Below are 26,245 nucleotides of genomic sequence, written 5' to 3'. Positions count from 1 at the left end.
ATAGCTCCGGCATGGTTGGGCAAGGATCATATTGGGTCGCACCCCGGCGGCTGGCGTGCGCCAGCGCCGGGGCGCTATCGTGGTGGGTGCGAATCGACCACGAAAGGGAATCCCAATGGAAAACGACACAGCCGCGGCGCTTGAACGGCGGCTCAAGAAAATCGAACGAGACATCGATGATCTCAAACGCGGCCGGCAAGACTTGCCCGGCAACGCGCTGGGCATCGTGTCTGCCATGCTTCGTGTACTGCGGCGGGGAAAACATTGGACATACGCCGATACCAACGACGCGCTATTCCACGGCGCCGATCTGGTCGAAATCCAGAACAAGCTGCGCAAAGAAACGGACCAGCAGAAGGTCGATAAAGGGCGCCCGCTGGGCGGATAGGCCGCCGTCATTCCGGCTTGTCCTCGCCCGCGGCGGGCACGCCACGACCCGCAGCGTCTGGGTTTTGTCCGTCGCACTTTGCGGCAAAGCTGGCCTCCTGGCCGGCCTCGGCATCGTTCACGAACTTGATGGCCCTCTCGATCACGGCAGGCGATTTGCCCAACTGCCTGCCATAGCGGCGCACGCTGGCCCTGGCGGAATCGAAATCATACCGGTCGCACTGGCCGAGATCAGACGGCAGCAGAGTGGACGCCTGCGCGTACACCAAATTTTCGCGGTCAGACTCGTCTCTCTCCCAAGATCGGATGGCAGTGATGCACCGCCACGCCAGCCTGCCCAGCCATCCACCGGGCGGCGGCTTGGAAGCAAACGGGTCCGAGTGTGATTTCAAACGGATCATCATCGCGTCAGGCCGCGTCTGCGGCGGGCGCATACAGATCGGGCCGCAGCTCGTATCGGGAAATGCCTGTCGCGGCCTCCACCGGCAGCACGGCAAACCGTGATACCCGGCCGGCAACGACCCACTCCGAAACGGCTTGCTGCGTGAACCCGACCTTGCCAGCGAGGGCGGCCTGCGTGCCGCCAGCAGCGTCAATCGCGCGCTGCAGCGCAGCGGATTCTGGGGACTGATTTGTCATGGCCCCGAGAAATACAAGCGACTTGTCGAAACGGCAACAAGAAACTTGTTGGCGCGCCGATTTCCCCTTGCCGGTATCGTTGCTGCCGATGGACGAGGTGGCAAAACAAGGCGCGGCACTGCGCCGGGCGCGTGAAAAACGCGGATGGTCCCAGGGCAAGCTGGCCGAACGCGCCCGTGCTTTTGCCGTGGAAGCCGAAGAGGGCCTTAAACTCAGCCAGCAGCTGATCGGCCAGTTTGAAAAGGGCACCACAAAAACCGTGCCGCGCTGGGTTCGATATGCCATTCGCGCACTCGAAGCCGCCGATGAACACCCTGACAGCCATCCCGATCTGCCACCGGTCGATGGCAGCACCGCCTATCTTGAAGTCGATATTCTGCCGACGTTCGGGGGAATGGGTGGCGGTGGCAACGGCGAAGGTGAAGTCGCGCAGGCCCTGCTACCGCGCTCGCTGGTCGAAGATCAGCTTCGCGGGAAGCCGAAGGATTTTTTGCTGATCGAGGTGCGCGGTGATTCCATGATCCCGGAATTCCTTCACGGTGATCAGATACTGGTGGATCGCCGCGATACCAATCCGCGCCAGCCCGGCCCATTCGCACTGTTCGATGGCGATGGCATCGTGGTGAAGCTGGTCGAGCGCATCCCCGGCCGCCGCGAATATTTCAGGGTTTTCTCGGCCAACGCCAGATATTCGGAATATGAAGTGGACGAGGAATCGGTGCGCATTCTCGGCCGGCCGGTCTGGTTCGCCCGCCGGCTTTGATCATCCTGGCGGCGTCACTTCGCTGCCGCAGTGTTTGCACTTGATGGCCTTCCACCGGATCGGTTCCACGCAGAAGGGGCAAGGGCGCATCGCCGGCCCCTCGTAATCGTCGGGCTCCTCTGGCGCCTTCTTTTCCATGAAGCCGATGCCGAGCAGGGCCAGCGGGCCGAACAGGAAGCCGATGATCGCCCAAAGGCAGCCGCTATAGCCCTTCGTCTGCGCGATCGATGCCGCGAACAACCCGCACGCTACCCAGATGAATAACCAGATCATGGCACCTCGCCCATCAACGCCGTCAGCGCGAACCGAGCAATAGCAGGATCACGACAAAGATCACCAGGCCGAGCAACCATTTCGTACCATCGCTTCCCTTCACCGGCTGGTCATCGTCCGACGCGCCGGGCCGATTCGTGATTGCGTAGGTGCGGTCACTCCCCTCCGGCTTGTATCTTACCGTTTCGGCTGGATCATCGTCCACTTCAACACCCAGCACGATCTGCCATTGGCCATTCTCCCTGAACTTCTCCGTTATCACGGCCGAAACGCTGCGGTCCTGCTCGTGAATCACGCCCTGCACGAATGAGTCGCGCGGCACGTAGCCAATGGTCTGCCCCAACTTGTTTTTGGCAACGAGCGCATCTTCGTCGTGGGGATTGCCGATTTCATGCAAGATCGAAACGGACTGACCCACCCGACACGCGCTGCACGCATTGTCATAGTGCTGCTCGCCCACCAGGCGGACTGGATACTGTTTTCCCACACCGGCAAGTTATGGCGTTCCCGCTTGTTGCGCTCTCACAAAATTCTTGTTGACACGTCACAAGAGACTTGTATTTCTACCCCCGTCGCCGCCGCGTATCTGGGTAATCCCACCCAGCGCGAGCCGGCGGCGGGGGTTCGCTCGTGGGCAAATTTCCAGATTGGCACCGGCCAAAGCTGACCGAAACGCAGTTGAACGGCGAAGAGAAGCGGCTGTTCCCGCGCGGGTTGTTTCCCGAACAGGTCCGCGCCGATCTGATCTGCGCGCTGGCCTCGATGGATGGCGCCGCCACCGTCACCGCCGCGTGCCACGAATTGGGCATCGCGCTGGAACTGGATTCCACCACGATTGCCAATTGCCTCTCCGGCCGGCAACCGATCTATGGTAGCATCCTCGATTCGCTCTACGGCCCCGGTCGCGGCAGCAGCCTGCCAATCGCCTGGACCAGCCCCGCCGATTTCGGTCCGCTGACGGATCACGCCGTGGCCGCCGGGCTGGCCGATATACTCGGCCGCGCCACCCCCGAACCCACGCTTTCCCCAGACCCCGGCGCGGGCGCGCCTACCGCCACAGTTGCCGCGCCCGCGCCGGAGATCGTCGCTCCGGCGCCACACCCCCCGGCGCCCAGCGACGACTTGCCGGCGGCGGCCGATCCCGCTGCCCCGCCCGCACCCGAGCCCGACCAGGGCACGGGCAGTGCGGCCCCGCCGGCATTTTCTTCCGATCTGCTCCCCTCCCGCCTGCGGGAGGGGCCGGGGGTGGGCGGGGCATCCCCAGAACCAGTTTCGCTGCGCGCGCCGGATGCTGCCAGCCCGTCGATGGGTCATCGATCGGCTGAGCCGGTGCAGCTGCGCGAGGTGCCGGCGGCGGGCGAAAGGACGCCGCCGGCACCAAACCAACCCGCCGTCAGCCTGGCCGACGCGGAATCGATCATGGCCGGGCGACTGGCCGCTGCGCTGGAAGAAGCCGCCACCGCCGAGCGCTGGTTCGAACTGGCCAAACCCCGCGCCCACAATCTGCAAACCGCCGTCGCCGAACTCCGCGCCGCCCGCGCCGACTTCGCCGAAGATCGGGCTGCGGCATGATGCCGATCCTCTACCTCCTCGGCGGAGTCGCGCAGCTGGTGGTGGCCGTGGTCTGCGGCAGGTTCGCGCTATCGGAATCGCGCCACGATCAGGCCAGCGCCGCGCTGATGGCGATCATCACCGCGCTGTTCCTGCTCTGCGCCTTCCTGATGTTCATCCAGGTGCAGCGGTGACGCGCCCCTGGAACCCGCGCGCGGGTGAGGCCAGCTGGAACTTCACCGCCGCCCACACCGATCCCCGGCCCGAACCCGGCCTGTTCGCCACGCTGGCCACCGCGCCGATCGCGCGCGGGGTGCTGGCCCGGCTGGCGATCATCGCCCTGGCCACCTTCGCTTTCTGCCTCTGGAGGTTCTGATGAACGCTGTTGCTGTTCCCGATCCCGCGACCCCGCTGCCGGAGTTGTTGCCGTGTCCGTTCTGCGGAAGCGATGCCCATATCGGGACCGTGCGCTATTCACGCGCGCTCGATGATACTTCGTGGAAAGATGGCTCTCCGGTGCTGGAGGCTTTCTTCGGCCATTGCAGTCGATGCTCTGCCAGCTTTCTGAACAGCGTGGCTGGCGGATTTCAGACCCGGCTTCGCGCAATTCTTGCCTGGAACCGTCGCCCAGCGCCGGCCCCGCTCGATCCGTCGCCCGTTTCCAACGTCCACCCGCTGATCGATCCGAACGACTGCGTGGTGGTTCCGATCGCGGGCAAAATCTCGTGAACCCCCGGCACCCGCTTGATCCCGCCGCCCGCCTCTGGCGCGCCGCGCGGCAGTGGCCCGTTCTGATCGCGCTGCTGATCGGCATGATGGCCTGCGCGGTGGGGATGGCGGTCTGCCTGCTGCGGATGGCCGGCTGGATCGGCCCGGCGGGGCTGCCGTGGTGATGCCGCGCTTCATCGCCGCGCTGCTGGGCAGCGCCCCGCCCCCGCCAGCGCCCACCGAACGCGAGCTGGCCCGCGAAGCCGCCAGCACGCTGGGCAACCGCGCCGCCGCCCTGGCCCGCCAGAAGGCCCGCGCCAACCGCCCCACCCTGATCGCCCACCTCACCAAATTCCCGCCCGAAGCCGCCGCCCGCGGCCTCGCCCTCCTGAAGGACACCCCCGCCAATGACTGATCACGATCCTGTTACCGGCGAAATCTTGCCCCCGCCCGAACGCGCTGCCGATGGCCGCGCGCTGGCCCCCACCGCCACGCTGCTCAGCCAGCTGATCGCCGTGATGGGCGAAGGCGAATTCGATCGCGTGATGGCCGATGTTCTGACCAGCCTGGTCAGCGATCTGCGCGATTACGCCACCGCCACCGATGGCATCGCGAAGGGCAAGCTGACCATCAATCTGGCGATCAAGCTGGAAGGGTCCGCCTTCTTCTTGGAGCCGACCTACAAAACCACGCTGCCCATCGACAAGTTCGCCCGGGCGCTGATGTTCGCCACCGAAGACAACCGGTTCACCCCCAACCCGCCGATGCAGGGCCAGTTTTTCGGCGTGCGTGATGCCACGCCTGGCGCTCGCTTCCGCTCTGCCACCTGAAAGGACCAACACCGATGACCACCGATAATCCAGCCACCTTTGCCGCGATGCGCGAGCTGATCGAAGAACAGTTCGGCACCCTGTTCGAAGAGGTTTACCGTCCAGCTTGCGGCGCGCTGGCGCTGCTGACGCATCCCGCCGGCAAGACAGTGACCAAATTCACCCGCGACGATTTCGAAAAGATGGCCGACGCGCCGTTTGAACGCCGGGGCACCGCCAAGCTTCAGACCGTGGAAAGCTTTATCGCCCACGTGAAGCGCTTCGCCGACAGCGATTCCGCCATCTTCGCCAACTTTGACCGCGCCGCTCCGTCGCTGCTGGCCGTGATCGATTATCACTGCGCCACCGCCGAAGGCGCGCCACGCTGGGGCCGGCACCGGGCGGAGTTCAACTTCCCGCTGTCCGATCAGTGGAAGGCGTGGACCGAGCGCGACCGGAAGGTCATGTCGATGATCGAATTCGCGCTGTTCCTGGAAGATCGCGTGCTGGATGTGATGGATATCCAGATCGAGGACGCCGATCTGAACGCCGATCAGCGGATGTACCTGCGCGCCACCGGCGGCAGCCTGGCCGGGAAAAGCTCGCTTCTGGCGATCTCCACCAGCCTGAAGGTCAACGAAACCAGCAAAGTGACCGAGGCGCGCAACCTGACCAGCGGCGAAGCGCAGATCCAGTTCGAAGACAGCCACGAAACGCAGGTGCGCGGCGACACGGTGAAGCTGCCCAGCGCCTTCGTGATCGGCATCCCGGTGTTCAAGGGTTCGACGGACTATTTCCGCATCCTGGCTCGCTTCCGCTACCGGAAGACGAACGAGGGCCTGAAGTTCTGGTACGAACTGTGGAACGTCGATGCCACCTTCGACGTGGCGTTCCGCGAAGCCTGCGCGCTGGTGGAAAAAGATACCCGCCTGCCGCTGCTGTTCGGCAAGCCGGAAGTTTGATCCGATGACCGCCCCCACCACCCGCCCCTACACCCCCGCCGATGATGCCATTATCCGCGATCGCGCAGGCAACACCTCCTGGTCGGCGATCGGCGCGCTGCTCGGCCGCAGCGCCGATGGCGTGAAGAACCGCGCAGTCATCCTTGGCCTGGCCAACACCGGCGGCGGCGAGACCGCCGCCTACGAGGCCGCCACCCGCGCCGCCACCATCCGGCTTGGCGAGAAAATCCGCGAAGTCGCCCGTCTGCGTGGCTACCCGCTGCCAGTGGCCACCTATCGCGAAGGGGTAGGGGCGTGAACGCCCGCCTTTCCTCGCTCGAATCCGCCAAACGCGGCGCGCGGCAGTCGAGCTTCGCGAAGAAGGACCGCTGCGCCTATGACACGATCGATCCGCGCGCGGTGGCGGCGCTGCGGCCGCACGTTCGGAACCTCACCCGCTTCATTGAGCCGTGCGCGGGGAAGGGCGATCTGGTGCGCGGGTTGCAGCACATCGGCCTGGAATGCCTGGACGCGTTCGATATCGCCCCGCGCGCCGACGATATCCGGCAGGAAGACGCGCTGGCATGGCAGGCCCCGTTTGCCTACCGGCGCGCGTCGATCATCACCAATCCGCCCTTCGATTGGCCGCTGCCGCGCGATCTGCTGACCCACTGGCTGGACCAGGTCGATACCGTCTGGCTGCTGCTGGAGGCGAACTTCGCCCACACCTGCCGCGCCGCGCCGCTGCTGGCGAAGTGTGAACACATCGTGTCGATCGGCCGCCTGCGCTGGGAAGCCGACAGCAAGCACAGCAGCACCAAGGATTACGCCTGGTACCAGTTCGCCCGCTGGTCCGACGGCGCCACCCGCTTCCACCCCCGCACCACCGGAAAGGCCGCCTGATGTCTGACGATTACAAACGGATTATTCATGGGGTTGCCGCAGTCGGCCCGATCGACGCGAACGGCCTGGCCGCCGCAGCGGGCGCGATTGCCGGCTGCGCCATCGTCGGCGGCGTGAGCGGCCAGCAGGTAGCGCTGCAGCTGATCAACGCCGGCATCGCCCAGCTTGGCCGCAACTGCGCCACCGTCGATCAGATGGTGGGTAGCTGGAACGAAACCATCACGGCGGCCATGCCCACCCTGAAAATTGCGATTGAGCGCCTTGAAAACGGGGCGGTGGGCAATGGCTGAAACCAGCAAAATCGAGTGGACGGACGCCACGTTCAACCCGTGGGTGGGCTGCAACAAGATCAGCCCGGCGTGCGATCACTGCTATGCCGAGGGCTGGGCCAAGCGCGCCGGCAATCCCGAACTGTGGCAGGGCCAGCGCCGCCGCACCACCGTGGCCAACTGGCGGATGCCGGTGAAGCTCAACGCGAAGGCCTTGGCCGAAGGCCGGCGCATCCGCGTGTTCTGCGCCTCGCTGGCCGATGTGTTCGATAATCAGGTGCCGGCCGAATGGCGCGCCGATCTGTGGGCGCTGATCCGCGCCACGCCGATGCTGGATTGGCAGTTGCTGACGAAGCGCCCGCAGAACATCGCCAGGATGCTGCCGGCGGATTGGGGCCAGGGCTGGCCGAACGTCTGGCTGGGCACCACGGTGGAAAACCAGGCCGAGGCCGACCGGCGCATCCCGCACCTTCTGGCCACCCCCGCCGCCGTCCGATTCCTCAGCTGCGAACCGCTGCTGGGGCCGGTGGATTTGGAAAACGTCGATTATTATCCGTTTCTCGACAGCCTTTGCAAAACACCACGGCCGCAGCCCGACGATCCGAACTGGCCTATCTGCCGCTACGACGTGCTTCGCGGCCACATGAAAGGCCCCGATGACATTGGCCTGCCCCGCATCAACTGGGTCATCGCCGGCGGCGAAAGCGGCTCCGGCGCCCGTCCGATGCATCCAGACTGGGCACGCTCCCTGCGCGACCAGTGCGCCGCCGCCGGCGTGCCCTTCCTGTTCAAACAGTGGGGGGAGTGGGGGCAGCGCCGCTCCCACGCAATGGTGGAAGGCGAGCCTGGCGAACTGGTGCGCAGCACTGTGGTTAGCAGCACAGATCGCTCCGAAGTCGGCAAACACTACTTCTATGCCGTGCCGATGGCCGGACAGCTCGTTGGCGTGAACGAAGTCGATTGTCTCACCCGCTGCGGCAAAGCCCGCGCCGGCCGCCTGCTCGACGGCTGCACCCACGATGAATTTCCGGGAGGCTAGGCCAATGGCTGACAAACCGATCCTGTTCAGCGCCCCGATGATCCAGGCGCTTCTTGCCGGCCGCAAGACACAGACGCGGCGGGTGCTGAAGCCGCAGCCACACGACAATGATTTCGACGGCCCCGGAATCTATCACCCGACCAAGGTTGATCGACACGGCGAAGAACAGCCCGGCAATCCGCTGTTTGGCATCTGGGCACCCGATGGCTTCTGGACCCAGCGCCTGCCCTATGCCCCCGGCGACCGGCTGTGGGTGCGGGAAGGGTGGCGCACTCACAAGGATTTTGACCATTTGAAGCCAAGCGAACTGCTGGCCCATGCCGAACAGCATCAGCGCGGCGTACCGGTCTGGCTAGAATTGTCGTTGCAGTCCGGCACTGCCGAAGATCGGGCGATGCTCAAAAGCCCCGGCCGCTACCGTTCAGGCCGCTTCATGCCGCGTTGGGCTTCCCGCTTCACCCTGTTGGTGACGGACGTTCGGGTGCAGCGCCTGCACGACATCAGCGAAGCCGACGCGCTGGCCGAAGGCGTTGAACGTCACGCCGGCAGTGACGGCGCAATCGCTGAATTTGAAGCACTCTGGAACAGCATCAACGGCCCCGATGCCTGGGATGCAAATCCCTGGGTGTGCGCCATCACCTTCGATGTCGTGCGCGCCAACATCGATCAGGCCCAGTCATGAACCCCCTGCGCGTCCTGATCGCCTTCGAACAATCCGGTGCCATGCGCCGCGCCTTTGCGCTGCGCGGGATTGTCTGCACCAGCGGCCGGGCAAAGCAGTGCCGCTGCGGCCGGCGCGCCACCCTGGAATGCGATTGGAAAGTGCCCACGAAACGCAGCGGCACCTGCGACGCGCCGATCTGCGCCAGCTGCACCACCTCGCCCGAGCCCGGCAAGGATCTGTGCACCGCCCACGCCGTCCAGTGGCGCGCCTGGCAGGATCGGAGGGCAGGGCGGTGAACACTCGCGTGCCTTGGAACGCCGCCTGGTCGAGCGAGCATCGGTACGAAATCCGCCCCTGCCGGTACGTGGGCGGGAAGCTGGCGCTTTGGCAGCCGCACACGCCGGGGGAGGGCAAGCCGGTCTTCGCCAAGCCCCACGCGGTGCGGCAGCGGAAGAGCATCGCCGAAATGCGCTGCACCGTCTGTGGTGAGAAGACACCGATCAACGATCGCTGGTGGTTCAAGCTCGGCCGGGTGCAGGAAGGCTGGCTGATGACCACCGAAGCGCCCGTCCATCTGGCCTGCGCGCGGCTGGCGCTGGAATTCTGCCCCCACCTGCGCGGCCGCGATGCCGATCTTGAACGGATGCACGGCGGCTATTCGATCCTCAGCTCCATCGTCGGCGGTTCGCAGTTCGACGCCGACTTCGGCGCGAACCTGATCCAAGGCCGCCGCGTTGTCGGCGCGCTGAAGATCGCTTGGCCGGCCGATCGCGTGATGCGCGTCTGGGGCCGGAGGCTGGCCGCGTGATCGTCGGCGACCGTCAGATTTGGGATGATACGGTGCAGCTGCGCAGCTATTCCGGCAGCACCTATTCTGCGCGCGTCCGAACCTTTTGGGAGTGGACCGCCCAAGGCTGGCGCCGAACAGGCGTGACAGTTGAGATTCTGCCGTGATCGCCACGCCCTTTCACGATATCGCCGCCCGCGCCCGCGCTGCCGCGTTGAAGGGGCAGCGGTTGCATCTGGAGGTTGATCACGCCCGCGCGCTGGCGCAACATCCCGAAATTCAGGCCCTGCTGGGCCGCCTGATCGCCGAAGAGAACGCCTCCCTATGCCGCGCCGATCCGAACCCAGCCCCGCCGCCGGCCCCACCGCCACCGATGCCCAGCGTGGTGAAGCCGCCCGACGCGTCCGCCTCGGCGAATTCTACCTCGATTGGCGATGGGATCGGCAGCGATACACCATCTGCTGGTACGATGCAGCAGCTCGTACAAGACGCCGAAAGCTTACAGACATTGGCCCTGGCAGCGGAATTGAAGCACCGATCGCAGCGCAGCAGGCACTCGCAGCGCATTTTGCCGGCCACGCCCGCCCCGCCAAAGCGCAGGAGCCGGCCGAGGCCAGTGTCAGCGCCATCTTCAGCCGTTACCTGACCGATCACTGCGCCGGGCTGCGCTTTGCCGACAAGGATGCGCTGGCCGTGCAGCATTTCGAGGAATATCTGGCCGATCAGCGCCGGGCCGGGCTGTTGCCGGTGCAGATCACGGTGGGCAACATCAACGGCCGGTTGATCGATGGCTTCGTGGCGGCGATGCAGGCGCGCGGCAACGTGGGCGAAACGATCAACCGGAAACTGGCCACGATCCGCGCCGCGCTGAATTGGGCGCGGAAAAACGAGATCATCACCGCGGCGCCCTACATCAAGGCCGCGCCGGAATCGCTGCTGTCGGGCCCGCGCGATCTGGAATGGAGCCCGGAGCAGGTGGCCGCCATCCTGGAAGCGGCGGCCAGCGAGCCGGCGCGGCACCACGTGCGCCTGTTCGCCATCACCAGCCTTTCCACCCACGCCCGCACCGATGCCATCCTGGAATGCGATCTGGCGCAGCAGCTGCGCGTGGTGGGCGATCGGCAGATGATCAACTGGCTGGTGCCGGGGGACAGGCTGACGCGAAAGCGCCGATCGACCGTGCCGGTGGCGCCCACGCTGTGGCAGTGGCTGGAAGGGCGCACCGGGAAGCTGATCCAGTATCGGGTGCCGATTGCCGAAAAGCGCTGGAAGGAGGAGGGGGTGCCGGAATATCTGGAGCGCCCCACCTGGGATATCGGCAACGCGCTGGCCCGCACCGTGGTGGCCGCCGGCATCGCCCACCGGTCGCTGCGCCTGGTGCGCCCGATGCTGGACGAATCGGGCAATCAGGTGGTGCGGCATTTCACCCGGAAGGATCCAGCCACCGGCCGCGTGCCCGATCCGCTGCCGCAGTGGGAACCGATCGCGCGGACCCCGAACACGTTCCGCCACACCTGCCACACCTATCTGCAAACGATGGGCGTGCCGCAGGCGCAAATCGATCTGGCCGCCGGCCACGTCGCCGCCGAAAAGGGCAGCGGTCGGAACTACACCCACCTCCGCCCGGAGTATCTTCGCGAATTAATTCAAGCGGTTGAAGCCTACTGGTCCAACCTCGACACCCTGACCAGCGCGCACCGTCGGACCCAATGCGGACCCAAAATCATCATCCTGCCAACCCGGCCGGCAAAGGTGAGCGCGTAAGCTGTTGGAATCAAAAGCCAGACCGGTGGTGGAGCAGAGGGGGATCGAACCCCTGACCTCAGCAGTGCGATTGCTGCGCTCTCCCATCTGAGCTACTGCCCCGCACCGGTTCATGACGTCCCGCAGCGCGGGAGGCGGACCGAATAGCTGCGAAGTTCGGGCTTTGCAACAGCGGCGTTCAACCCCGAACGTCAGCCAAAGCCTTCGGCCAGAAAGCGCTCCGCCAGTGCGGCATGCAGCGCCGCGCCGCGGGCCATGGCGCTTTCATCCAGATGCATGTGGCTGCTGTGCAGGCCGCAACAGCCGCGCCAATCGCTACCCTGTTCGGCAACGCCCAGGAAGAACATGGCGCCGGGCGTTTTTTCAAGCACATAGGCGAAATCTTCAGCGCCCATGATCGGGTGCGCCAGCGTCTGCCACGCATCGATACCGAACAATTCGGCGGTAACGCGCTCTCCCAGCGCCACGGCGCGGCCATCACAGACGGTGACCGGAAATCCGGAAACGATCTCCACCGTCGCGCTGGCGCCATGGGCCGCAGCAATGCCCTGCACCAGGGGCGGGATGCCACTGTGCAGGGCCTGGCGCGTGGCGGCGGAGAGCGTGCGCATCGTGCCATACATATTGGCGGTTTCGGGGATGACATTGTCGGTGGAGCCGGCGCTGATCTGCCCGATGGTGATCACGGCGGGATCAAACACGCTGATGCGGCGGGTGACGAACGTCTGCAACGCCAGCGCGATTTCGCAGGCGATCGGCACCGGATCAATCGCATCGTGCGGCATGGAGGCATGGCCGCCGCGCCCGGTGATGGTGATGCGCAGCTTGTCGCTGCTGGCCAATAGCGCGCCGGTGCGCCCTGCCACCACGCCCCACGGCGCATTGGGCATGATATGCAGCGCAAACGCCGCATCGGGAAGCGGCGCAATCAGGCCATCATCCAGCATGTAGCGCGCGCCATGGTGGCCTTCCTCGCCAGGCTGGAACATGAACATCACCGTGCCAGCGAGCTGGTCGCGCCGTTCGCACAGCAACCGCGCCGCGCCCGCCAGCATCGCCACATGCGCATCATGGCCACAGGCGTGCATGGCACCGGGGATGGCGCTGGCAAAATCGAGGCCGGTTTCTTCCGGCATCGGCAGCGCATCGGTATCGCCGCGCAGCAGCACGGTGCGGCCATTGGCCGGCCCGCGCAGCGTGGCGATGATGCCGCTGGTCGATGGGCCGGTGCTGATCTCCAGCGGCAGACCCTTGAGTGCATCCATGATCTTTTCGGCGGTGCGCGGATTGTGCAGGCCGAGTTCCGGTTCGGCATGGATGGCACGGCGCAGCGCGACCATGGCGGGCAGGGCGGCGTGGGCGCCAGAGAGGATGGGGGCGGGCCAATCGGTGGTCATGGCAGCCAAGGTAGCGCCTTCCCTTGTGCGCCGCCACCCGCTACGCCCACATCATGCAGCATGACGCGATCATCCTGGGCGCTGGCGGGGCGGGGCTGTTCTGTGCGGCCACCGCGGGGCAGGCGGGCGCGCGGGTGGTGGTGATCGATCACAATGTGGAGCCAGGCAAGAAGATCCTGATTTCCGGTGGCGGGCGCTGCAATTTCACCAATGTGGGCGCCGCGCCTGATCGGTACTTGAGCGAAAACAAGCATTTCGCACGATCTGCTCTGTCGCGCTACACAGCGGCGGATTTTGTCGATCTGGTGCGCAAGCACGGCATCGCCTTTCACGAAAAGACGCTGGGGCAATTGTTCTGCGATGGATCGGCGCGGCAGATCGTGGCGCTGCTGATGGACGAATGCGCCGCCGGCAGCGTGGATTTCGCGTTCGGCCAGGCGATCAGTGATGTGACCCACGCCGATGGACAGTTCATCGTCACCGCCAGCGGCGGCATTTATACCGCGCCGCAGCTGGTGATCGCCACTGGCGGCCCGGCCATCCCCAAGCTGGGGGCGACCGGCTTTGCCTACCAGGTGGGCAAGCAATTCGGTCTGCGCATCATTCCGCCGCGCCCGGCGCTGGTGCCGTTCACATTGCCAGGGGGCGAAAGCCTGTTTTGTGAGCTCGCCGGCGTGGCGGCGACCGTTGTGGCAACAGCCGGCAAGGCCGCCTTCCGGGAAGCCGCGCTGTTCACCCATCGCGGCCTGTCCGGCCCGGCAATGTTGCAGGCGTCGAGTTACTGGCGGCATGGCGAAGCCATATCGGTGGATTTCCTGCCCGATGCACCGGCCGACTGGCTGGGCGCCATGAAGCGGCAGCGGCCGAGGGCGGGGCTGAAATCCATACTTGCCAGCGCCTTGCCGGAACGTCTTGCCGAAGCGCTTGCAGAGGCCGTGGCGCTGCCGGGGGAAATGGCCAATCAGAAGGACGCGGCGCTCACCGCCGCCATGCAGCGGCTGAAGGGCTGGCAATTCCGGCCCGATGGCACCGAGGGCTTTGCCAAGGCCGAAGTCACGGCGGGCGGCATCGACACCGCCGGCCTGTCGTCGCGCACGATGATGGCCAATCACATTGAGGGGCTTTACGCCATCGGTGAAGCGGTGGACGTCACCGGTTGGCTGGGCGGCTATAATTTCCAATGGGCCTGGGCGAGCGGCCATGCGGCGGGCGTGGCGATTGCAGAGAGACGAAGCGCATGATGACGTTCGACGAAGTGATCCTGGGCCGGCGCAGCACGCGTGGGTTCAAGCCCGATCCGGTGCCGCGCGCGCTGATCGAAGAGATACTGACGCTGGCGATGCGGGCGCCGTCATCGATGAACACCCAGCCATGGAATTTCACCGTGGTCACCGGCGAACCGCTGGATCGCATCCGCGCCGGCAACACCGAGCGCAATATCGCCGGCGTGCCCCACAGCCGCGAATTCCGCACCGGCACGGCATTCGAAGGCGTCCACCGCGAACGCCAGATCGGTGTCGCCAAGCAATTGTTCAGCGCCATGGGCATCGCGCGGGACGATGCGCCAGCGCGCATGGATTGGGTGCTGCGCGGCTTTCGGCAGTTCGATGCGCCAGTGTGCGTGATCATCACCTATGATCGCGTGCTGAATGGCAGCGACGACACGCCGTTCGATTGCGGTGCCGTTTCGACCGCCCTGGTCAACGCCGCCTGGTCCCGCGGGCTGGGCGCGGTGATCAATTCCCAGGGCATCATGCAATCGCCAGTGGTGCGCGAACATGCCGGCATTGCGGATGATCAGGTGATCATGAAGGCGATTGCCATCGGGTGGCCGGATGAGAGTTTCCCGGCGAACGCCGTGGTTTCGGAGCGCAAGAGCGTGGCGGAAGCGGCGCGGTTCGTGGGGTTTGGTGAGTGAAGCCCAGCCCCGTGTCGAGCACGGGGTGACGGTTAAGCTTATCGTCACCCCGTGCTTGACACGGGGCTTGGCTATTCGTTCAGCTTGGGCGCCGGGAACCAATCGTCCCACAAATCGCGCCAATCCGGATTGTCCTTCTCGATCAGCGCGAACTTCCATTCCCGCCGCCATTTCTTGATCAGCTTCTCGCGCGCAATGGCGCGTTCGATATCGTCATGGCGTTCGGCATAAACGATGCGCAGCTTGCCGTAATCGGTGACGTGGGTGGATCCGGTGCCTTCGCGATGTTGCTGGACGCGGCGGGTGAGATCAGCGGTCACGCCGACATACATGCCACCGCGATAGCGGTTTGCCATGATGTACACCCAGCCGCCTTTTTCCATTCTGAATTGATGCGGTAGGCCGAAGAAAAAGCCAAGCCCCGTGTCAAGCACGGGGTGACGGTCACTTTGTTCGTCACCCCGTGCTCGACACGGGGCTTGGCTTTCCTTTTGCGTTACACCCCGTTCGCCTTGAAATGCGCCAGCAACTTGGCCCACGCGTCCTTGCCGGCCTCCGCGTTGTAGCTCGGACGGTAATCCGCCAGAAACCCGTGGTCGGCATTCGGATAGAGGATGATGTCGCTCTTCGTGCCCTTGATGGCCGCGCGCATGTCCTCGACGTCCGCCACCGGGATGCCCTTGTCGAGCGCACCGTAAAGACCCAGCACCGGCGCTTTCAGCTCAGCAGCGATTTCCAGCGGCCATTTGCGGTTTTCGGCGCCGGGCGCGCCCTTGATGCGGCCGTACCAGGCGCCGCCGGCCTTCAGTTGCGGGAAGCGCGCGGCGGCCATCCAGGTGACGGCGCCGCCCCAGCAGAAGCCGGTGATGGCGAATTTTTGTCCATCGACAAACGATTGCGCCGCTGCCCAATCGAGCGTCGTCTTCACATCGCCCATCACCTGTTCGTTGCCGGCCTTGTTGACGATGGCCAGGATGGCGGAAAAATCTTTCAAGCCGCCCAACGTCTTGTCGGGATCGCCGCGGAAGAAGAATTCCGGCGCGATGGCGACATAGCCGGCCTTGGCAAAGCGCCGGGCCACATCCTTGATCCATTCGTGCACGCCGAACACTTCGTTGACCACGATCACGGTCTTGTGTTTGCCCTTCCCCGCAGGGCGCGCCACGAACGCCGGCAGGCCGCCGGGCAGTGTTTCCCAGCCCGTGATCAGGCCATCGGCTGGCGTCGAAATCGGCTGCGCATTCGCACCGATGTCGAAGGCGGCATAGCCGGCGGCCAGCAGCATGGCACGGCGCGACAAGGCCAGATCTTCAGGCACGAAACTGTCGGGGCGGGTGAGCGTGACCATGTGGCGTGTCCTTGTCTGAGGCTATGGGGCGATAGCGCCAACGATACCGGCTTGCCCTGTGCTTGCCAGTATCCAAATAAACATTACAAAGATGCAATGTTTTCCTGCGCCCCGGAGTCGCTGCATGTCGATCTACGCCCTCTCGCTCCTGTTGGCAGCGGCCGTGCCGGCATCACCGGCTGCGGCGCCGGCCGAGACCGCCCGCATCGCCGAACACCGCAGCTGGATTGACGATCACGCCCGCTGGAATGCGCAGCACATGGCGGCCGCCCGCCGGTTGGAAACGGTGGTGGCGGCGCTGCGCCGGCACGATACGAGTTTTGATCGTCACGGCAGCGAATTGCGCGATCACCAGCGTGGTGCCGAAGGTGACCTCACACCCGCCATTGCCGCTCGCCATACCAGGCTGCGCGCCGCGCATGCCGAAGCCACGCGCAGCCACAAACGCCTGATGGACGAGGTTGCCGATCTTGAACGCACCATCGCGGCCAATCTGGCCGCCGATCGGTTCGTGCCGCGTTGAGCGGTCTGGCCACAGCGCAGCCTGCCCGTTAAGGAAGGGCCATGGGGGACGCCGTCACACATATTCCAAAGCCGATCTGGCGCCAGCTTTATGCGCAGGTTCTGGCCGCTATCGTCGTGGGCGGGCTGATCGGTTGGCAGGCGCCCGATGCCGGTGTCGCGCTCAAGCCATTGGGCGATGGCTTCATCAAGCTGGTCAAGCTGGTCGTGGCGCCGCTGGTGTTCGTCACCATCGTCACCGGCATCGCCCATATGCGCGACATGGGGCGGGTCGGGCGCGTGGCCGGCAAGGCCTTTGCCTATTTCCTGGCGGTGTCCACGTTGGCGCTGATCGTCGGGTTGATCGTCGCCAATGTCGTACGGCCGGGCGATGGCCTTGATGTCGATGTGGCGGCGCTCGATTCCGGTGCGGTTGCGACCTATGTGGCCAAGGCCGGGGAGGGCGGGCTGATCCCGTTCCTGATGGACATCATCCCCTCGTCGATCCTGTCGCCGTTCACCGAAGGCAATATGCTGCAAGTGCTGTTTCTGGCGATCAGCATGGGTGCGGCGTTGGCCATCGTCGGCGCGCCGGCGGAGCCGTTGATGAACGTGCTGGCCGCCTTCCAGACCGGCCTGTTCCGCCTGACCGCGCTGTTCATGGCGCTGGCCCCCATCGGCGCGTTCGGGGCCTTTGCCTTCACCATCGGCAAGTTCGGGCTGGGGGCGATTGCCAATCTGGCGCTGCTGATCGCCTGTTTCTATGGCACGGCGATCCTGTTCGTGTGCCTGGTGCTCGGTGCGATTGCGCGTGCCGCGGGCTTCTCGATCTTCACGCTGCTGGCGTATCTGAAAACCGAGCTGCTGCTGGTGCTCGGCACCTCCAGTTCCGAAAGTGCGCTGCCCGGCCTGATGGCGCGGATGGAGCGCGCTGGTTGCCCCAAGGCAGTGGTCGGCCTGGTGGTGCCCACCGGCTACAGCTTCAACCTGGATGGCACCAACATCTACATGACGTTGGCCAGCCTGTTCATCGCCCAGGCCTGCGGGATCGACCTGGCGCTGTCGGAGCAACTGGCGCTGCTCGCCGTCGCCATGATCTCGTCCAAGGGCGCGGCCGGCGTGACCGGGGCCGGGTTCATCACCCTGGCTGCAACCTTGTCGGTGGTGCCGTCGGTCCCGGTGGCGGGCATGGCGCTGATCCTGGGCATTGATCGCTTCATGTCGGAATGCCGGGCGCTCACCAATTTCATCGGCAATGCCGTGGCCTGCGTGGTGGTGGCACGCTGGGAAGGCGGCATCGATGAAGCGCAGTTCGCCGCGGTGTTCCGTGATCGCAAGTTCGGCGATGCGCTGCCGCCGCAGGGGGCGGAGCAGGACGCGGATTGATGAGCGCCGTCACGCCCAGCGTGATGATCGCCACGCCGATGTATGGCGGCCTGTGCTCGGCGCCCTATGTCCATGGCCTGTTGCAGACGGTGGCCAGCATGCACGGGCGCGGCATCCCGCTCTATTGGCACCAGTTGTCGAACGAAAGCCTGATCACCCGTGCCCGCAACGAACTGGCGCGGCTGTTCCTGGCCAGCGATTACAGCCACCTGATGTTCATCGATGCCGACATGGTGTTCGATGGCGAAGCGGTGCCGGCCTTGCTGGCGGCGGATGTCGATATCGTCTGCGGCATCGCGCCGAAGAAGGAAATCGACTGGCCGCGCATCGAGCGGGCGGCTGCGGCGGGCCAGACGGGCTTGCAGGATTTTGGCGGCAGCTTCGTGTTCAACCTGCTGGATGAAAACGCGGCCCGCCCTGATGCGCGCGGCCTGATCGAGGTGCGCCATGGTGGCACCGGCTTCATGCTGATCAACCGGCGCGTGTTCGAGGCGCTGGCCCCGCATGTGCCGCAATACCGCACCTCCACGATTCGCGATGGCACGACGGGGGAATATCTGAGGCCGCTGACCCACGAATTTTTCGCCACCAGCATCGATGAGACGGGAGCGTTATTGTCGGAGGATTATCATTTCTGTGCGCTGTGGCGGCGGCACGGCGGGCAGGTGCATGCGCAGCCGTTCATCAAGCTGGGGCATGTGGGCAGCCATTTGTTTGGCGGCGATCTGATCAAGGCGGGCGGGAATATCAGTTAGTTCGAAACGCCCTCCCCGCAAGGGGAGGGAGTTTTTCAGCCCCGCACCCGGATCAGCCCTTCCTGCATCACGCAGGCCACCGGGCGGCCATTGATATCATGCACGATGGCACGGTTGATGCCGCGGCCGCCGGCGGCCATTGGCGAATCCTGATCGAACAGGTTCCACATGTTCATGTCGGGCGTGGCGTTGAACCAGATGGCGTGATCGAGGCTGGCCGATTGCAGCGTCGGGTTGGCCCAGCTGATGCCGTGCGGGTTGAGGCAGGTATCGAGCAGGGTCATGTCGCTGGCATAGGCGAACAGGCAGCGTTGCAACACCGGATCGGCGGCTGCAGCTTCAGGCATGGGCGTCGCAAGGCGCACCCAGTGGCGCTGCTGCGGCGGGCGGCGTTCGGGATTGAAGAAGCTTTCGAGATCGCCCTGGTCTTCGCTACGCACATCCAGCGGCCGATCCCGGCGCAGCCACAGGGTTTTCCACGGTTCGGGTGCGTTGGGTGCGTTGCGGCGCGCCCATTCCGCTCCGCTTTCCAGGGTTTCGGGGTGCGGCACGTCGGCCGGCGGGGTGACATCATGTTCCAGCCCCGGTTCCACCCCCTGGAAACTGGCCGCCATGTTGAAGATCGGCCGGCCTTTCTGGATGGCCACCACCCGGCGAGTCGTAAATCCCGCGCCGTCGCGGTCGCGCTCCACCTTGTAAACGATGGGCAGGGCCGGATCGCCGGGGCGGATGAAATAGCTGTGCAGGCTGTGGCAATATCGGTCAGTCGGCACGGTGCGGCTGGCTGCCATCAGCGCCTGTGCCACCACCTGGCCGCCATAGACCCGCATCCAGCCCTCGTTGGTGGATTGGCCGCGGAACAGATCGGTTTCGACCTCCTCCAGTTGCAGCAGCGCCAGCAGGCTGGTGACGGCAGCTTCGGGGTTGGGCGTATGGGGTGCGGCGCTCGTGTCCATGGGTTCCCATAACCCATCTCGCGCTGCGGGCAATATGGCGACATAACCTGCTTGACACCGGGGCGGCCCCCCCATATTGCCGCGCTTCCACAGCGCAAGCGGGTGTAGCTCAGTTGGTTAGAGCGTCGGCCTGTCACGCCGAAGGTCGCGGGTTCGAGCCCCGTCACTCGCGCCACTGGTTTCAGTGGTCTTGCCCGCCGCCGCTGTGGAAACCCCCATCAATCCGCGTGCAAGCGGTCCCATTTGCCCAGTTCATGGGCGATTGAGGCTTCGACCAGCGCCTCCCACAGGGTTTCGGCCAGGCCCGCCGGCAGGCCGGCTGCGCTGGCCGCAGCGGCGGCATTGGCGATCACCTGGGCCTTGCGGGGTTCATCGCGCACGGATTCGCGCCTGGCCTTGATGCGGGCGGCGGCGTCCATATAGGTGAAGCGGCGGGCGAGCAGCGCGACCAGTTCCCGATCGAGCGCATCGACCCCGGCGCGCACCTCCTGCATCGTCTGGCAGTCGCTGGCGGGCAGCACGCTCATTTCACCTTCCAGCGGCCGGTGTTCATCCACAGGAACAGCTGCTTCAACGGCGCCACCCAGGCAATGCCGGCGACGAGATAAAAGGCCGTCTGCACCAGTTGCGGCAAGCCGGTGATCTGATCGGACAAGACCGAGATGATCAGCGCATAGACGGCGATATAGAGGATCATGCCGAACATGCCGACCGGCTTGCGCCAGCTTGGTTCGGGCGGGATGCGGTGCGGGGCGAGTTGCATGGGCGCCGTTTACCGGCCTTTGCGGCAATCCACCAGCCGCGCCGGTGTCGCGACCATGTCCAGCGGCATGTCCCACGCGTCGGCAGGCAGGGCAGGGGCAATCTGGCATTCCCAGGCAAGGCCGATGGCGAGCAGCGGCTTGCCGGCGCGGGCGGCCTGGCTGCGCAGCGTGGCCAACGCCCGGTCATAATAGCCGCGGCCCTGGCCGAGGCGGACGCCCGCCAGCGTGACGGCCACCAGCGGCACCAGCACCAGATCGGGCTCCACGCGCGGCGCGGTGGCGGCCGGTTCGGGGATGCCCTGGAAGCCGGGCTTCATGTCGGCCCAGGCGGCGATGTGGAAGCTGAGATCGGGGCCGACGACGCGCGGGAAGGCGTGGGGCCCCAGCAGCCGCTCGATCCACATCGGGTCGATCTCGTCGCCGACGGCGGCATAGCTGCCGGCCATGGTGATACCGGGAAGCAGCGGGGCGATATGGCTGGCCAGCGCGCGCTCCTCGGCTTCGCGCGCCGCCTTGCTGAGGCTGGCGACATGAGCGCGGCGGGCGGAGCGATACTGGCGGCGCAGGTCTGTCTTGTTCACGCGCGGCGTTTCCGTTGGGAGGGGGTTGGCGGGACCACCATGGGCCGTTGGACTTGAAGATCCTCTGACGCCAGTAACGTCAGGTGGGAGCCAGGTGTGACAGACCAGGGTCCATCCAGTGCCAGCCCCCGATAGGATGATTATCGCCTCAGGGATGCTTGCTTGCGCGTACCGGGCAGTGCCCGCCGTCTCGGGATATAGGCGTTTGCGGGGGGCTTCTCAAGGGCGGCTGTCCGCCAACGCCTCCAACTGCTCGACGATGCGAGTCAGCCGCGCCAGATCGGGCGCCGGCGTGCCGCCATTGCGTGCCTCGGCCAGTTCATCGGCCAGCATCAGCGCCACCATCACCAGCGTCTGCGCCTCCGACATGACGCCCAGCGCCTTGGTCAGCCGACCGGCGCGCGTTGCCAGTTCGGCGCCCAGCCGTTCGATGCGGGTTTCATCGCCGTCGCGCGCCGCGATGCGATACTGATGCCCGCCCACCGTGATGGCCACTTGTGCCATGCGCCTCAGCCTTTCCCGGCCAGCAACGCGTCCAGCGCCGCCACCGCGTCCGCGGCTGCTGCTTCGATGCGGGCCAGCCGCGCCCGATCCGCCGCACGCGCCGCGGACTCGGCGGCGCGGTGGGCCGCGATGGCCGCCAAGGCCGCTTCGGCGCGGGCGATCAGTTGCTCCAGCTCGGAAATCGGTGACGTCCTTCGATTGATCAATATCTTGGGCGCCATTGATAAGGCGCGGTCTCAGCCCCGGTCAAGCCGCGCAAATGCCGCAAAATCGTCCGAACTGCCGCGCCATGCATGCAAAAACTTGACGTGAGCTTGGCGCATCGGCCAAAGCCGCGCGCAAGCTTGCATGAATCTTTATCGGCACGCTGTCCTTTCGCTTGGGGCAGGGCGGCCGGACATCAGGAACGGCCGCAATGACCGATCTTTCCCGCGCTGCAAATGCCATCCGGGCGCTGGCCATGGATGCCGTCGAAGCGGCCACCTGCGGCCACCCCGGCATGCCGATGGGCATGGCCGATGTTGCGACATTGCTGTTTGCCAAGCATCTGAAATTTGATCCGGCCGCGCCGAAGTGGCCGGATCGTGATCGGTTCGTGCTGTCGGCCGGTCATGGCTCGATGCTGATCTATGCGCTGCTGTATCTGACCGGCTATGCCCGGCCGACGCTGGATGACATCCGCAATTTCCGCCAGCTGCACTCCCCGTGCGCCGGCCACCCCGAAAACACCGAGCTGGAAGGGGTGGAATGCACCACCGGGCCGCTGGGGCAGGGGCTTGCGATGGCGGTGGGCATGGCGATCGCCGAACGCCATCTCAATGCGCAATTCGGCGCTGATCTTGTCGATCACCGCACGTGGGTGGTGGCAGGCGACGGTTGCCTGATGGAAGGCATCAGCCAGGAAGCCATCAGCCTTGCCGGGCACCTGCAACTGGGCCAGCTTAACGTGATCTGGGACGATAATCGCATCAGCATCGATGGCCCGGTCAGCCTGTCAAGCAGCGAAGACATGGCATTGCGCTTCACCGCCGCCGGCTGGCATGTCGTGGCCTGCGATGGCCATGATTTCGCCGATATCGACCGGGCGCTGTCGGCGGCCGCGGCCGATCCCCGCCCCAGCCTGATCGCGGCGCGCACCACCATCGGCAAGGGCGCCCCCACCAAGGCCGGCACCAGCGGCGTGCATGGCAGCGCGCTGGGGGCCAAGGAAATCGAAGGCGCCAAGGCGGCGCTGGGCTGGAGCCATGGCCCGTTCGAGATTCCGGCCGACATCAAATCCTGGTGGGAAGGCCTGGGCGCTTCCGGCGCGGCCGAGCGCGCCGCCTGGGAAGCCCGGCTCGCGGCCGATGCCCAAGGCGCAGCCTTCACCAAGCGCATGGCCGGTGATCTGCCGGCAGCTGCGGTGATGCGGGACTACATGGCTGGTCTTGCCGCCAACCCGCCCAAGGTCGCCAGCCGCAAAGCCAGCGAAATGGCGCTGGATGTGCTGGTGCCGGCGCTGCCCGAACTGCTGGGCGGCTCAGCCGATCTGACCGGATCGAACAACACCCGCGCAAAGGGCCAGGCAGTGTTCAGCGCCGCCGATTATGGCGGGCGCTATATCCATTATGGCATCCGCGAATTCGGCATGGCCGCCGCGATGAACGGCATTGCGCTGCACGGCGGCGTGGTGCCGTTCGGCGGCACCTTCCTGGTGTTCAGCGATTATATGCGCAACGCCATCCGGCTGGGCGCCATCCAGCAGGCGCGGGTGGTGCATGTGCTGACCCACGATAGCATCGGCCTGGGCGAAGATGGCCCGACGCACCAGCCGGTCGAACATCTGCTGTCCCTGCGCGCCATTCCCAATCTGGCGGTGTATCGGCCGTGCGACGCCATCGAAACGGCGGAGGCCTGGGCCTGTGCGCTGGCCGACACGACGCGACCCAGCGTGCTGGCGCTGTCGCGGCAGAATCTGCCGCCGGTGCGCGACGATGTGAGCGAGAACAGGACGGCGCTGGGCGCCTATCGGTTGAAGGCCGCCACGGCGCCACGCGCGGTGGTGCTGATCGCCACCGGATCGGAAGTCGGGGTGGCGATCGATACCGCCGCTCTGCTGGAAGCCGACGGCATCGGTGCGGACGTGGTGTCGATGCCGTGCTGGGAGCGGTTTGATGAGGCTGATGCCGCTTATCGCGCCGATGTGCTGCCGGCCGACGCATTGAAGGTTTCGGTGGAGGCCGGCGTCACCATGGGCTGGCATCGTTATGTCGGTGATGGCGGCATCACCATCGGGCTGGATCGGTTCGGCGCGTCGGCACCGGCCGAGCAGCTTTATGCCGAATTCGGTATCACCGCGCCGGCCATCGCCGCGCAGATCAAGAGCAAACTGGCCCGCTGAGACGGGCAAACACGAGAAGGACGACGCACATGGCGCTGAAAGTGGCAATCAACGGGTTCGGGCGGATCGGTCGCAATGTGTTGCGCGCCATCGTCGAATCGGGCCGCATCGATATCGTCGTGGTGGCGATCAACGATCTGGCCTCGCCGGAAGCCAATGCGCGCCTGCTGGCCCGCGACAGCGTGCATGGCAAATTCCCCGGCACGGTGAGCGTGGATGGCGATGCCATCATAGTGAATGGCCAGCGCATCGCCGTCACCGCCGAGCGTGATCCGGCCAAGCTGCCGCACGCCGCCATGGGCGTTGATATCGCGCTGGAATGCACAGGTTTCTTCACCGATGCCGCCAAGGCCGGCGCTCACATCACCGCGGGCGCGAAGAAGGTGCTGATCTCGGCGCCGGGCAAGAATGTCGATCTGACGGTGGTTTATGGGGTCAATCACGACAAGCTGACCGCCGATCACAATATCGTTTCCAACGCTTCGTGCACCACCAACTGCCTGGCACCGGTGGCGATGGTGCTCGATCGCGAATTCGGTATCGTCAAGGGCCTGATGACGACGGTGCACGCCTATACCAACGATCAGAAGATCCTCGATCAGATCCACGACGATCCGCGCCGCGCCCGCGCCGCGGCGCTGTCGATGATCCCCACCACCACCGGCGCGGCGCGCGCGGTGGGCGAAGTGCTGCCGCAGTTGAAGGGCAAGCTCGATGGTTCAGCGATCCGCGTGCCGACGCCCAATGTCTCGGTGGTCGATCTGACCTTCGAAAGCGCGCGGCCGACCACGAAGGACGAAGTGAATGCCGCACTGGCCGCCGCTGCTGCCGGCGAACTGAACGGCGTGCTGGATTTCGCCGTCGAACCGTTGGTGTCGATCGATTTCAACCACAGCCCGGCGAGCTCGACCGTGGACAGCCTGGAAACCGCGGTAATCGGCGGCAATCTGGTGCGCGTGCTCAGCTGGTACGACAATGAATGGGGCTTCTCCAACCGCATGGCCGATACGGCTGTCGCCATGGGCAAGTTCCTCTGAGCCATGGCTGGTTTTCGCTCGATCGATGAGATGCCGGCGCTGGCCGGCAAGCGCGTGCTGGTGCGCGTCGATCTGAACGTGCCGATGGCCGATGGCGTGGTTGGCGATGCCACCCGCCTGCGCGCCGCGGTGCCGACGATTGCCGCGCTCGCCGATGCCGGCGCCAAGGTGCTGCTGCTGTCGCACTTCGGCCGGCCCAAGGGGCGGGACACGAAGAACAGCCTGAAACCGGTGGCGGCAGCGCTGGCCGAAGTGCTCGGCCGGCCGGTGGCGTTCATCGATGATTGTGTGGGTGATGTGGCGGCGGCCGGCGTGGCGGCCATGGCAGACGGCGAGATTGCCTGCCTTGAAAACACCCGCTTCCACGCTGGCGAGGAAGCCAATGATCCGGCGTTCGTGGCCGCCTTGGCCGCGAATGGCGATTATTTCGTCAACGACGCGTTTTCGGCCGCACACCGTGCCCATGCCAGCACCGAAGGCCTGGCGCGCGTGCTGCCGGCCTTTGCTGGCCGCACGATGGAAGCGGAATTGAAGGCGCTGACCGCGGCCCTGGGCGCACCGCAGCGGCCGGTGGCGGCGGTCGTTGGCGGCGCGAAAGTCTCCAGCAAGATCGATGTGCTGCTCAATCTGGTCGGCAAGGTCGATCATTTGATGATCGGCGGCGGCATGGCCAACACCTTCCTGGCGGCGCGGGGGCTGGATGTCGGCAAATCCCTGTGCGAGCATGATCTGAAGGGCACGGCGCTCGATATCATGGCGCGTGCCGAGGCCGCGGGCTGCACCATCCATCTGCCCTATGATGTTTTCGTCGCGCGCGAATTCAAGGCGCATGCCGACCATCGCATCGCCAATATCCATGACATTGCCGCCGATGAAATGATCCTCGATATCGGCCCTGCCGCTGTCGAAGCCTTGGGTGATGCGCTGAAGATTTGCGCGACCTGCGTGTGGAACGGCCCGATGGGCGCGTTTGAAATGGCGCCCTTCGATGCCGCAACCGTCGCCCTGGCGCGCACCGCCGCCGCGCTCACCCAGGCCGGCACCTTGTTGACGGTGGCGGGCGGCGGCGACACGGTGGCAGCGCTGGCCCATGCCGGCGTGACAGCGGATTTCAGCTTCATCTCGACCGCTGGCGGTGCCTTCCTGGAATGGATGGAAGGCAAGGTGCTTCCGGGCGTCGCGGCGTTGGGCCAGGCCTGATGCTTGTCGGCCGCCTTGCTG

Annotated in this window: 38 protein-coding genes and 2 tRNA genes; 26 read left to right on the top strand and 14 right to left on the bottom strand. The window is 65.6% G+C overall.

All coding sequences use genetic code 11. The features are described from left to right. Positions 1-115: 115 nt before the first annotated feature. Positions 116-388 carry a hypothetical protein gene (locus AC6UUM_RS10765; protein ID WP_500802275.1) on the top strand — a complete coding sequence of 91 codons (273 nt, stop codon included), beginning with the start codon at positions 116-118 and terminating at the stop codon, positions 386-388. Between the two features lie 7 nt (positions 389-395). Here AC6UUM_RS10765 and AC6UUM_RS10760 read toward each other — a convergent pair whose 3' ends face one another. After that, on the bottom strand, positions 396-791 hold the full coding sequence (locus tag AC6UUM_RS10760; protein ID WP_500802274.1) for a hypothetical protein: 396 nt from the start codon (positions 789-791) through the stop codon (positions 396-398). Between the two features lie 4 nt (positions 792-795). Beyond that, positions 796-1,026, bottom strand: coding sequence for a transcriptional regulator (locus tag AC6UUM_RS10755; RefSeq protein ID WP_500802273.1), 231 nt, complete (start codon positions 1,024-1,026; stop codon positions 796-798). 88 nt (positions 1,027-1,114) lie between these two features. On the opposite strand from AC6UUM_RS10755, the gene AC6UUM_RS10750 reads away from it, so the two are divergent. Continuing rightward, a complete protein-coding gene (locus AC6UUM_RS10750) occupies positions 1,115-1,789 on the top strand; it encodes a helix-turn-helix domain-containing protein (protein WP_500802272.1) in 675 nt (224 codons plus the stop codon). On the opposite strand, the gene AC6UUM_RS10745 is transcribed toward AC6UUM_RS10750, so the two are convergent. Beyond that, the gene (locus AC6UUM_RS10745; protein ID WP_500802271.1) at positions 1,790-2,062 is read right to left on the bottom strand and encodes a hypothetical protein; all 273 of its coding nucleotides are present in this window, start codon (positions 2,060-2,062) and stop codon (positions 1,790-1,792) included. A 22-nt stretch (positions 2,063-2,084) separates the two neighbouring features. After that, positions 2,085-2,522 carry a hypothetical protein gene (locus tag AC6UUM_RS10740; protein ID WP_500802270.1) on the bottom strand — a complete coding sequence of 146 codons (438 nt, stop codon included), beginning with the start codon at positions 2,520-2,522 and terminating at the stop codon, positions 2,085-2,087. Positions 2,523-2,692: 170 nt separating this feature from the next. On the opposite strand from AC6UUM_RS10740, the gene AC6UUM_RS10735 reads away from it, so the two are divergent. The 15 genes from AC6UUM_RS10735 to AC6UUM_RS10665 all read left to right on the top strand — a co-directional run bounded on the left by AC6UUM_RS10735 (position 2,693) and on the right by AC6UUM_RS10665 (position 11,497). Beyond that, complete coding sequence (locus AC6UUM_RS10735) at positions 2,693-3,634, top strand: hypothetical protein (RefSeq protein WP_500802269.1); 942 nt, start codon at positions 2,693-2,695, stop codon at positions 3,632-3,634. Beyond that, complete coding sequence (locus AC6UUM_RS10730) at positions 3,631-3,807, top strand: hypothetical protein (protein ID WP_500802268.1); 177 nt, start codon at positions 3,631-3,633, stop codon at positions 3,805-3,807. The genes AC6UUM_RS10735 and AC6UUM_RS10730 overlap by 4 nt, the downstream gene beginning before the upstream one ends. Further along, positions 3,804-3,989, top strand: a complete 186-nt coding sequence (locus AC6UUM_RS10725; RefSeq protein ID WP_500802267.1) for a hypothetical protein — start codon at positions 3,804-3,806, stop codon at positions 3,987-3,989. Before AC6UUM_RS10730 ends, AC6UUM_RS10725 begins: the two co-directional genes overlap by 4 nt. Further along, on the top strand, positions 3,989-4,342 hold the full coding sequence (locus AC6UUM_RS10720) for a Lar family restriction alleviation protein (protein WP_500802266.1): 354 nt from the start codon (positions 3,989-3,991) through the stop codon (positions 4,340-4,342). The genes AC6UUM_RS10725 and AC6UUM_RS10720 overlap by 1 nt, the downstream gene beginning before the upstream one ends. A 52-nt stretch (positions 4,343-4,394) precedes the next feature. After that, entirely contained in the window at positions 4,395-4,736 is a 342-nt protein-coding gene (locus tag AC6UUM_RS10715; protein ID WP_500802265.1) for a hypothetical protein, read from the top strand. Further along, a complete protein-coding gene (locus AC6UUM_RS10710) occupies positions 4,729-5,151 on the top strand; it encodes a YfdP family phage-associated protein (RefSeq protein ID WP_500802264.1) in 423 nt (140 codons plus the stop codon). The genes AC6UUM_RS10715 and AC6UUM_RS10710 overlap by 8 nt, the downstream gene beginning before the upstream one ends. A 14-nt stretch (positions 5,152-5,165) precedes the next feature. Next, on the top strand, positions 5,166-6,092 hold the full coding sequence (locus AC6UUM_RS10705; RefSeq protein ID WP_500802263.1) for a DUF2303 family protein: 927 nt from the start codon (positions 5,166-5,168) through the stop codon (positions 6,090-6,092). Between the two features lie 4 nt (positions 6,093-6,096). Beyond that, the gene (locus tag AC6UUM_RS10700; protein ID WP_500802262.1) at positions 6,097-6,390 is read left to right on the top strand and encodes a hypothetical protein; all 294 of its coding nucleotides are present in this window, start codon (positions 6,097-6,099) and stop codon (positions 6,388-6,390) included. Next, a complete protein-coding gene (locus AC6UUM_RS10695; RefSeq protein WP_500802261.1) occupies positions 6,387-6,974 on the top strand; it encodes a hypothetical protein in 588 nt (195 codons plus the stop codon). The genes AC6UUM_RS10700 and AC6UUM_RS10695 overlap by 4 nt, the downstream gene beginning before the upstream one ends. After that, on the top strand, positions 6,974-7,264 hold the full coding sequence (locus tag AC6UUM_RS10690) for a hypothetical protein (protein ID WP_500802260.1): 291 nt from the start codon (positions 6,974-6,976) through the stop codon (positions 7,262-7,264). Before AC6UUM_RS10695 ends, AC6UUM_RS10690 begins: the two co-directional genes overlap by 1 nt. Further along, positions 7,257-8,282 (top strand): DUF5131 family protein, encoded by a 1,026-nt coding sequence (locus AC6UUM_RS10685; protein WP_500802259.1) that lies wholly within the window; start codon positions 7,257-7,259, stop codon positions 8,280-8,282. Before AC6UUM_RS10690 ends, AC6UUM_RS10685 begins: the two co-directional genes overlap by 8 nt. A 4-nt stretch (positions 8,283-8,286) precedes the next feature. After that, a complete protein-coding gene (locus tag AC6UUM_RS10680; RefSeq protein ID WP_500802258.1) occupies positions 8,287-8,964 on the top strand; it encodes a hypothetical protein in 678 nt (225 codons plus the stop codon). Next, a complete protein-coding gene (locus AC6UUM_RS10675) occupies positions 8,961-9,242 on the top strand; it encodes a hypothetical protein (protein WP_500802257.1) in 282 nt (93 codons plus the stop codon). The genes AC6UUM_RS10680 and AC6UUM_RS10675 overlap by 4 nt, the downstream gene beginning before the upstream one ends. Beyond that, entirely contained in the window at positions 9,239-9,754 is a 516-nt protein-coding gene (locus tag AC6UUM_RS10670; RefSeq protein WP_500802256.1) for a hypothetical protein, read from the top strand. Before AC6UUM_RS10675 ends, AC6UUM_RS10670 begins: the two co-directional genes overlap by 4 nt. Before the next feature lie 303 nt (positions 9,755-10,057). Then, positions 10,058-11,497, top strand: a complete 1,440-nt coding sequence (locus AC6UUM_RS10665; RefSeq protein ID WP_500802255.1) for a site-specific integrase — start codon at positions 10,058-10,060, stop codon at positions 11,495-11,497. A 26-nt stretch (positions 11,498-11,523) separates the two neighbouring features. Here the strand turns inward: AC6UUM_RS10665 and AC6UUM_RS10660 are convergent. Continuing rightward, positions 11,524-11,599: transfer RNA gene (locus tag AC6UUM_RS10660), tRNA-Ala, on the bottom strand. Positions 11,600-11,688: 89 nt separating this feature from the next. Then, positions 11,689-12,894: a M20 metallopeptidase family protein gene (locus AC6UUM_RS10655; RefSeq protein ID WP_500802254.1), complete on the bottom strand. Its 1,206-nt coding sequence runs from the start codon at positions 12,892-12,894 to the stop codon at positions 11,689-11,691. Between the two features lie 53 nt (positions 12,895-12,947). Between AC6UUM_RS10655 and AC6UUM_RS10650 the strand changes: the two genes are divergently transcribed. Continuing rightward, positions 12,948-14,135, top strand: coding sequence for a BaiN/RdsA family NAD(P)/FAD-dependent oxidoreductase (locus AC6UUM_RS10650; protein WP_500802253.1), 1,188 nt, complete (start codon positions 12,948-12,950; stop codon positions 14,133-14,135). Continuing rightward, entirely contained in the window at positions 14,135-14,812 is a 678-nt protein-coding gene (locus AC6UUM_RS10645) for a nitroreductase (RefSeq protein WP_500804955.1), read from the top strand. Before AC6UUM_RS10650 ends, AC6UUM_RS10645 begins: the two co-directional genes overlap by 1 nt. Before the next feature lie 71 nt (positions 14,813-14,883). On the opposite strand, the gene AC6UUM_RS10640 is transcribed toward AC6UUM_RS10645, so the two are convergent. Beyond that, complete coding sequence (locus AC6UUM_RS10640) at positions 14,884-15,195, bottom strand: GIY-YIG nuclease family protein (protein ID WP_500802252.1); 312 nt, start codon at positions 15,193-15,195, stop codon at positions 14,884-14,886. 113 nt (positions 15,196-15,308) lie between these two features. After that, positions 15,309-16,160 carry a dienelactone hydrolase family protein gene (locus tag AC6UUM_RS10635; RefSeq protein WP_500802251.1) on the bottom strand — a complete coding sequence of 284 codons (852 nt, stop codon included), beginning with the start codon at positions 16,158-16,160 and terminating at the stop codon, positions 15,309-15,311. A gap of 124 nt (positions 16,161-16,284) precedes the next feature. On the opposite strand from AC6UUM_RS10635, the gene AC6UUM_RS10630 reads away from it, so the two are divergent. The 3 genes from AC6UUM_RS10630 to AC6UUM_RS10620 are packed head-to-tail and all read left to right on the top strand — an operon-like array spanning position 16,285 to position 18,802. Next, positions 16,285-16,683 (top strand): hypothetical protein, encoded by a 399-nt coding sequence (locus AC6UUM_RS10630; protein ID WP_500802250.1) that lies wholly within the window; start codon positions 16,285-16,287, stop codon positions 16,681-16,683. A 41-nt stretch (positions 16,684-16,724) separates the two neighbouring features. After that, entirely contained in the window at positions 16,725-18,047 is a 1,323-nt protein-coding gene (gene dctA, locus AC6UUM_RS10625) for a C4-dicarboxylate transporter DctA (protein WP_500802249.1), read from the top strand. Continuing rightward, positions 18,047-18,802: a glycosyltransferase family protein gene (locus tag AC6UUM_RS10620; protein WP_500802248.1), complete on the top strand. Its 756-nt coding sequence runs from the start codon at positions 18,047-18,049 to the stop codon at positions 18,800-18,802. Before dctA ends, AC6UUM_RS10620 begins: the two co-directional genes overlap by 1 nt. Before the next feature lie 35 nt (positions 18,803-18,837). Here AC6UUM_RS10620 and AC6UUM_RS10615 read toward each other — a convergent pair whose 3' ends face one another. After that, complete coding sequence (locus tag AC6UUM_RS10615; RefSeq protein WP_500802247.1) at positions 18,838-19,758, bottom strand: acyl-CoA thioesterase; 921 nt, start codon at positions 19,756-19,758, stop codon at positions 18,838-18,840. A 98-nt stretch (positions 19,759-19,856) separates the two neighbouring features. Between AC6UUM_RS10615 and AC6UUM_RS10610 the strand changes: the two genes are divergently transcribed. Then, positions 19,857-19,933, top strand: a tRNA-Asp gene (locus AC6UUM_RS10610). A gap of 43 nt (positions 19,934-19,976) precedes the next feature. Here AC6UUM_RS10610 and AC6UUM_RS10605 read toward each other — a convergent pair. From AC6UUM_RS10605 to AC6UUM_RS10585, 5 genes are all read right to left on the bottom strand, one after another. Then, entirely contained in the window at positions 19,977-20,285 is a 309-nt protein-coding gene (locus AC6UUM_RS10605) for a chorismate mutase (RefSeq protein ID WP_500802246.1), read from the bottom strand. Beyond that, entirely contained in the window at positions 20,282-20,521 is a 240-nt protein-coding gene (locus AC6UUM_RS10600) for a DUF2842 domain-containing protein (RefSeq protein WP_500802245.1), read from the bottom strand. The genes AC6UUM_RS10605 and AC6UUM_RS10600 overlap by 4 nt, the downstream gene beginning before the upstream one ends. Positions 20,522-20,530: 9 nt before the next feature. Continuing rightward, positions 20,531-21,103 (bottom strand): 5-formyltetrahydrofolate cyclo-ligase, encoded by a 573-nt coding sequence (locus AC6UUM_RS10595; RefSeq protein WP_500802244.1) that lies wholly within the window; start codon positions 21,101-21,103, stop codon positions 20,531-20,533. 219 nt (positions 21,104-21,322) lie between these two features. Continuing rightward, a complete protein-coding gene (locus AC6UUM_RS10590; RefSeq protein ID WP_500802243.1) occupies positions 21,323-21,607 on the bottom strand; it encodes a cell division protein ZapA in 285 nt (94 codons plus the stop codon). A 5-nt stretch (positions 21,608-21,612) separates the two neighbouring features. Then, entirely contained in the window at positions 21,613-21,828 is a 216-nt protein-coding gene (locus tag AC6UUM_RS10585) for a hypothetical protein (RefSeq protein WP_500802242.1), read from the bottom strand. 194 nt (positions 21,829-22,022) lie between these two features. Between AC6UUM_RS10585 and tkt the strand changes: the two genes are divergently transcribed. The 3 genes from tkt to AC6UUM_RS10570 are packed head-to-tail and all read left to right on the top strand — an operon-like array spanning position 22,023 to position 26,224. Then, a complete protein-coding gene (tkt, locus tag AC6UUM_RS10580; RefSeq protein ID WP_500802241.1) occupies positions 22,023-23,987 on the top strand; it encodes a transketolase in 1,965 nt (654 codons plus the stop codon). Between the two features lie 29 nt (positions 23,988-24,016). Continuing rightward, the gene (gene gap, locus AC6UUM_RS10575) at positions 24,017-25,024 is read left to right on the top strand and encodes a type I glyceraldehyde-3-phosphate dehydrogenase (RefSeq protein ID WP_500802240.1); all 1,008 of its coding nucleotides are present in this window, start codon (positions 24,017-24,019) and stop codon (positions 25,022-25,024) included. A gap of 3 nt (positions 25,025-25,027) precedes the next feature. Continuing rightward, a complete protein-coding gene (locus tag AC6UUM_RS10570; RefSeq protein WP_500802239.1) occupies positions 25,028-26,224 on the top strand; it encodes a phosphoglycerate kinase in 1,197 nt (398 codons plus the stop codon). Positions 26,225-26,245 lie beyond the last annotated feature (21 nt).

Source organism: Sandarakinorhabdus sp. (assembly GCF_987265915.1).
The sequence above is the reverse complement of the archived record's forward strand: the minus strand, read 5'-3'. Positions and strand labels throughout refer to the sequence as shown.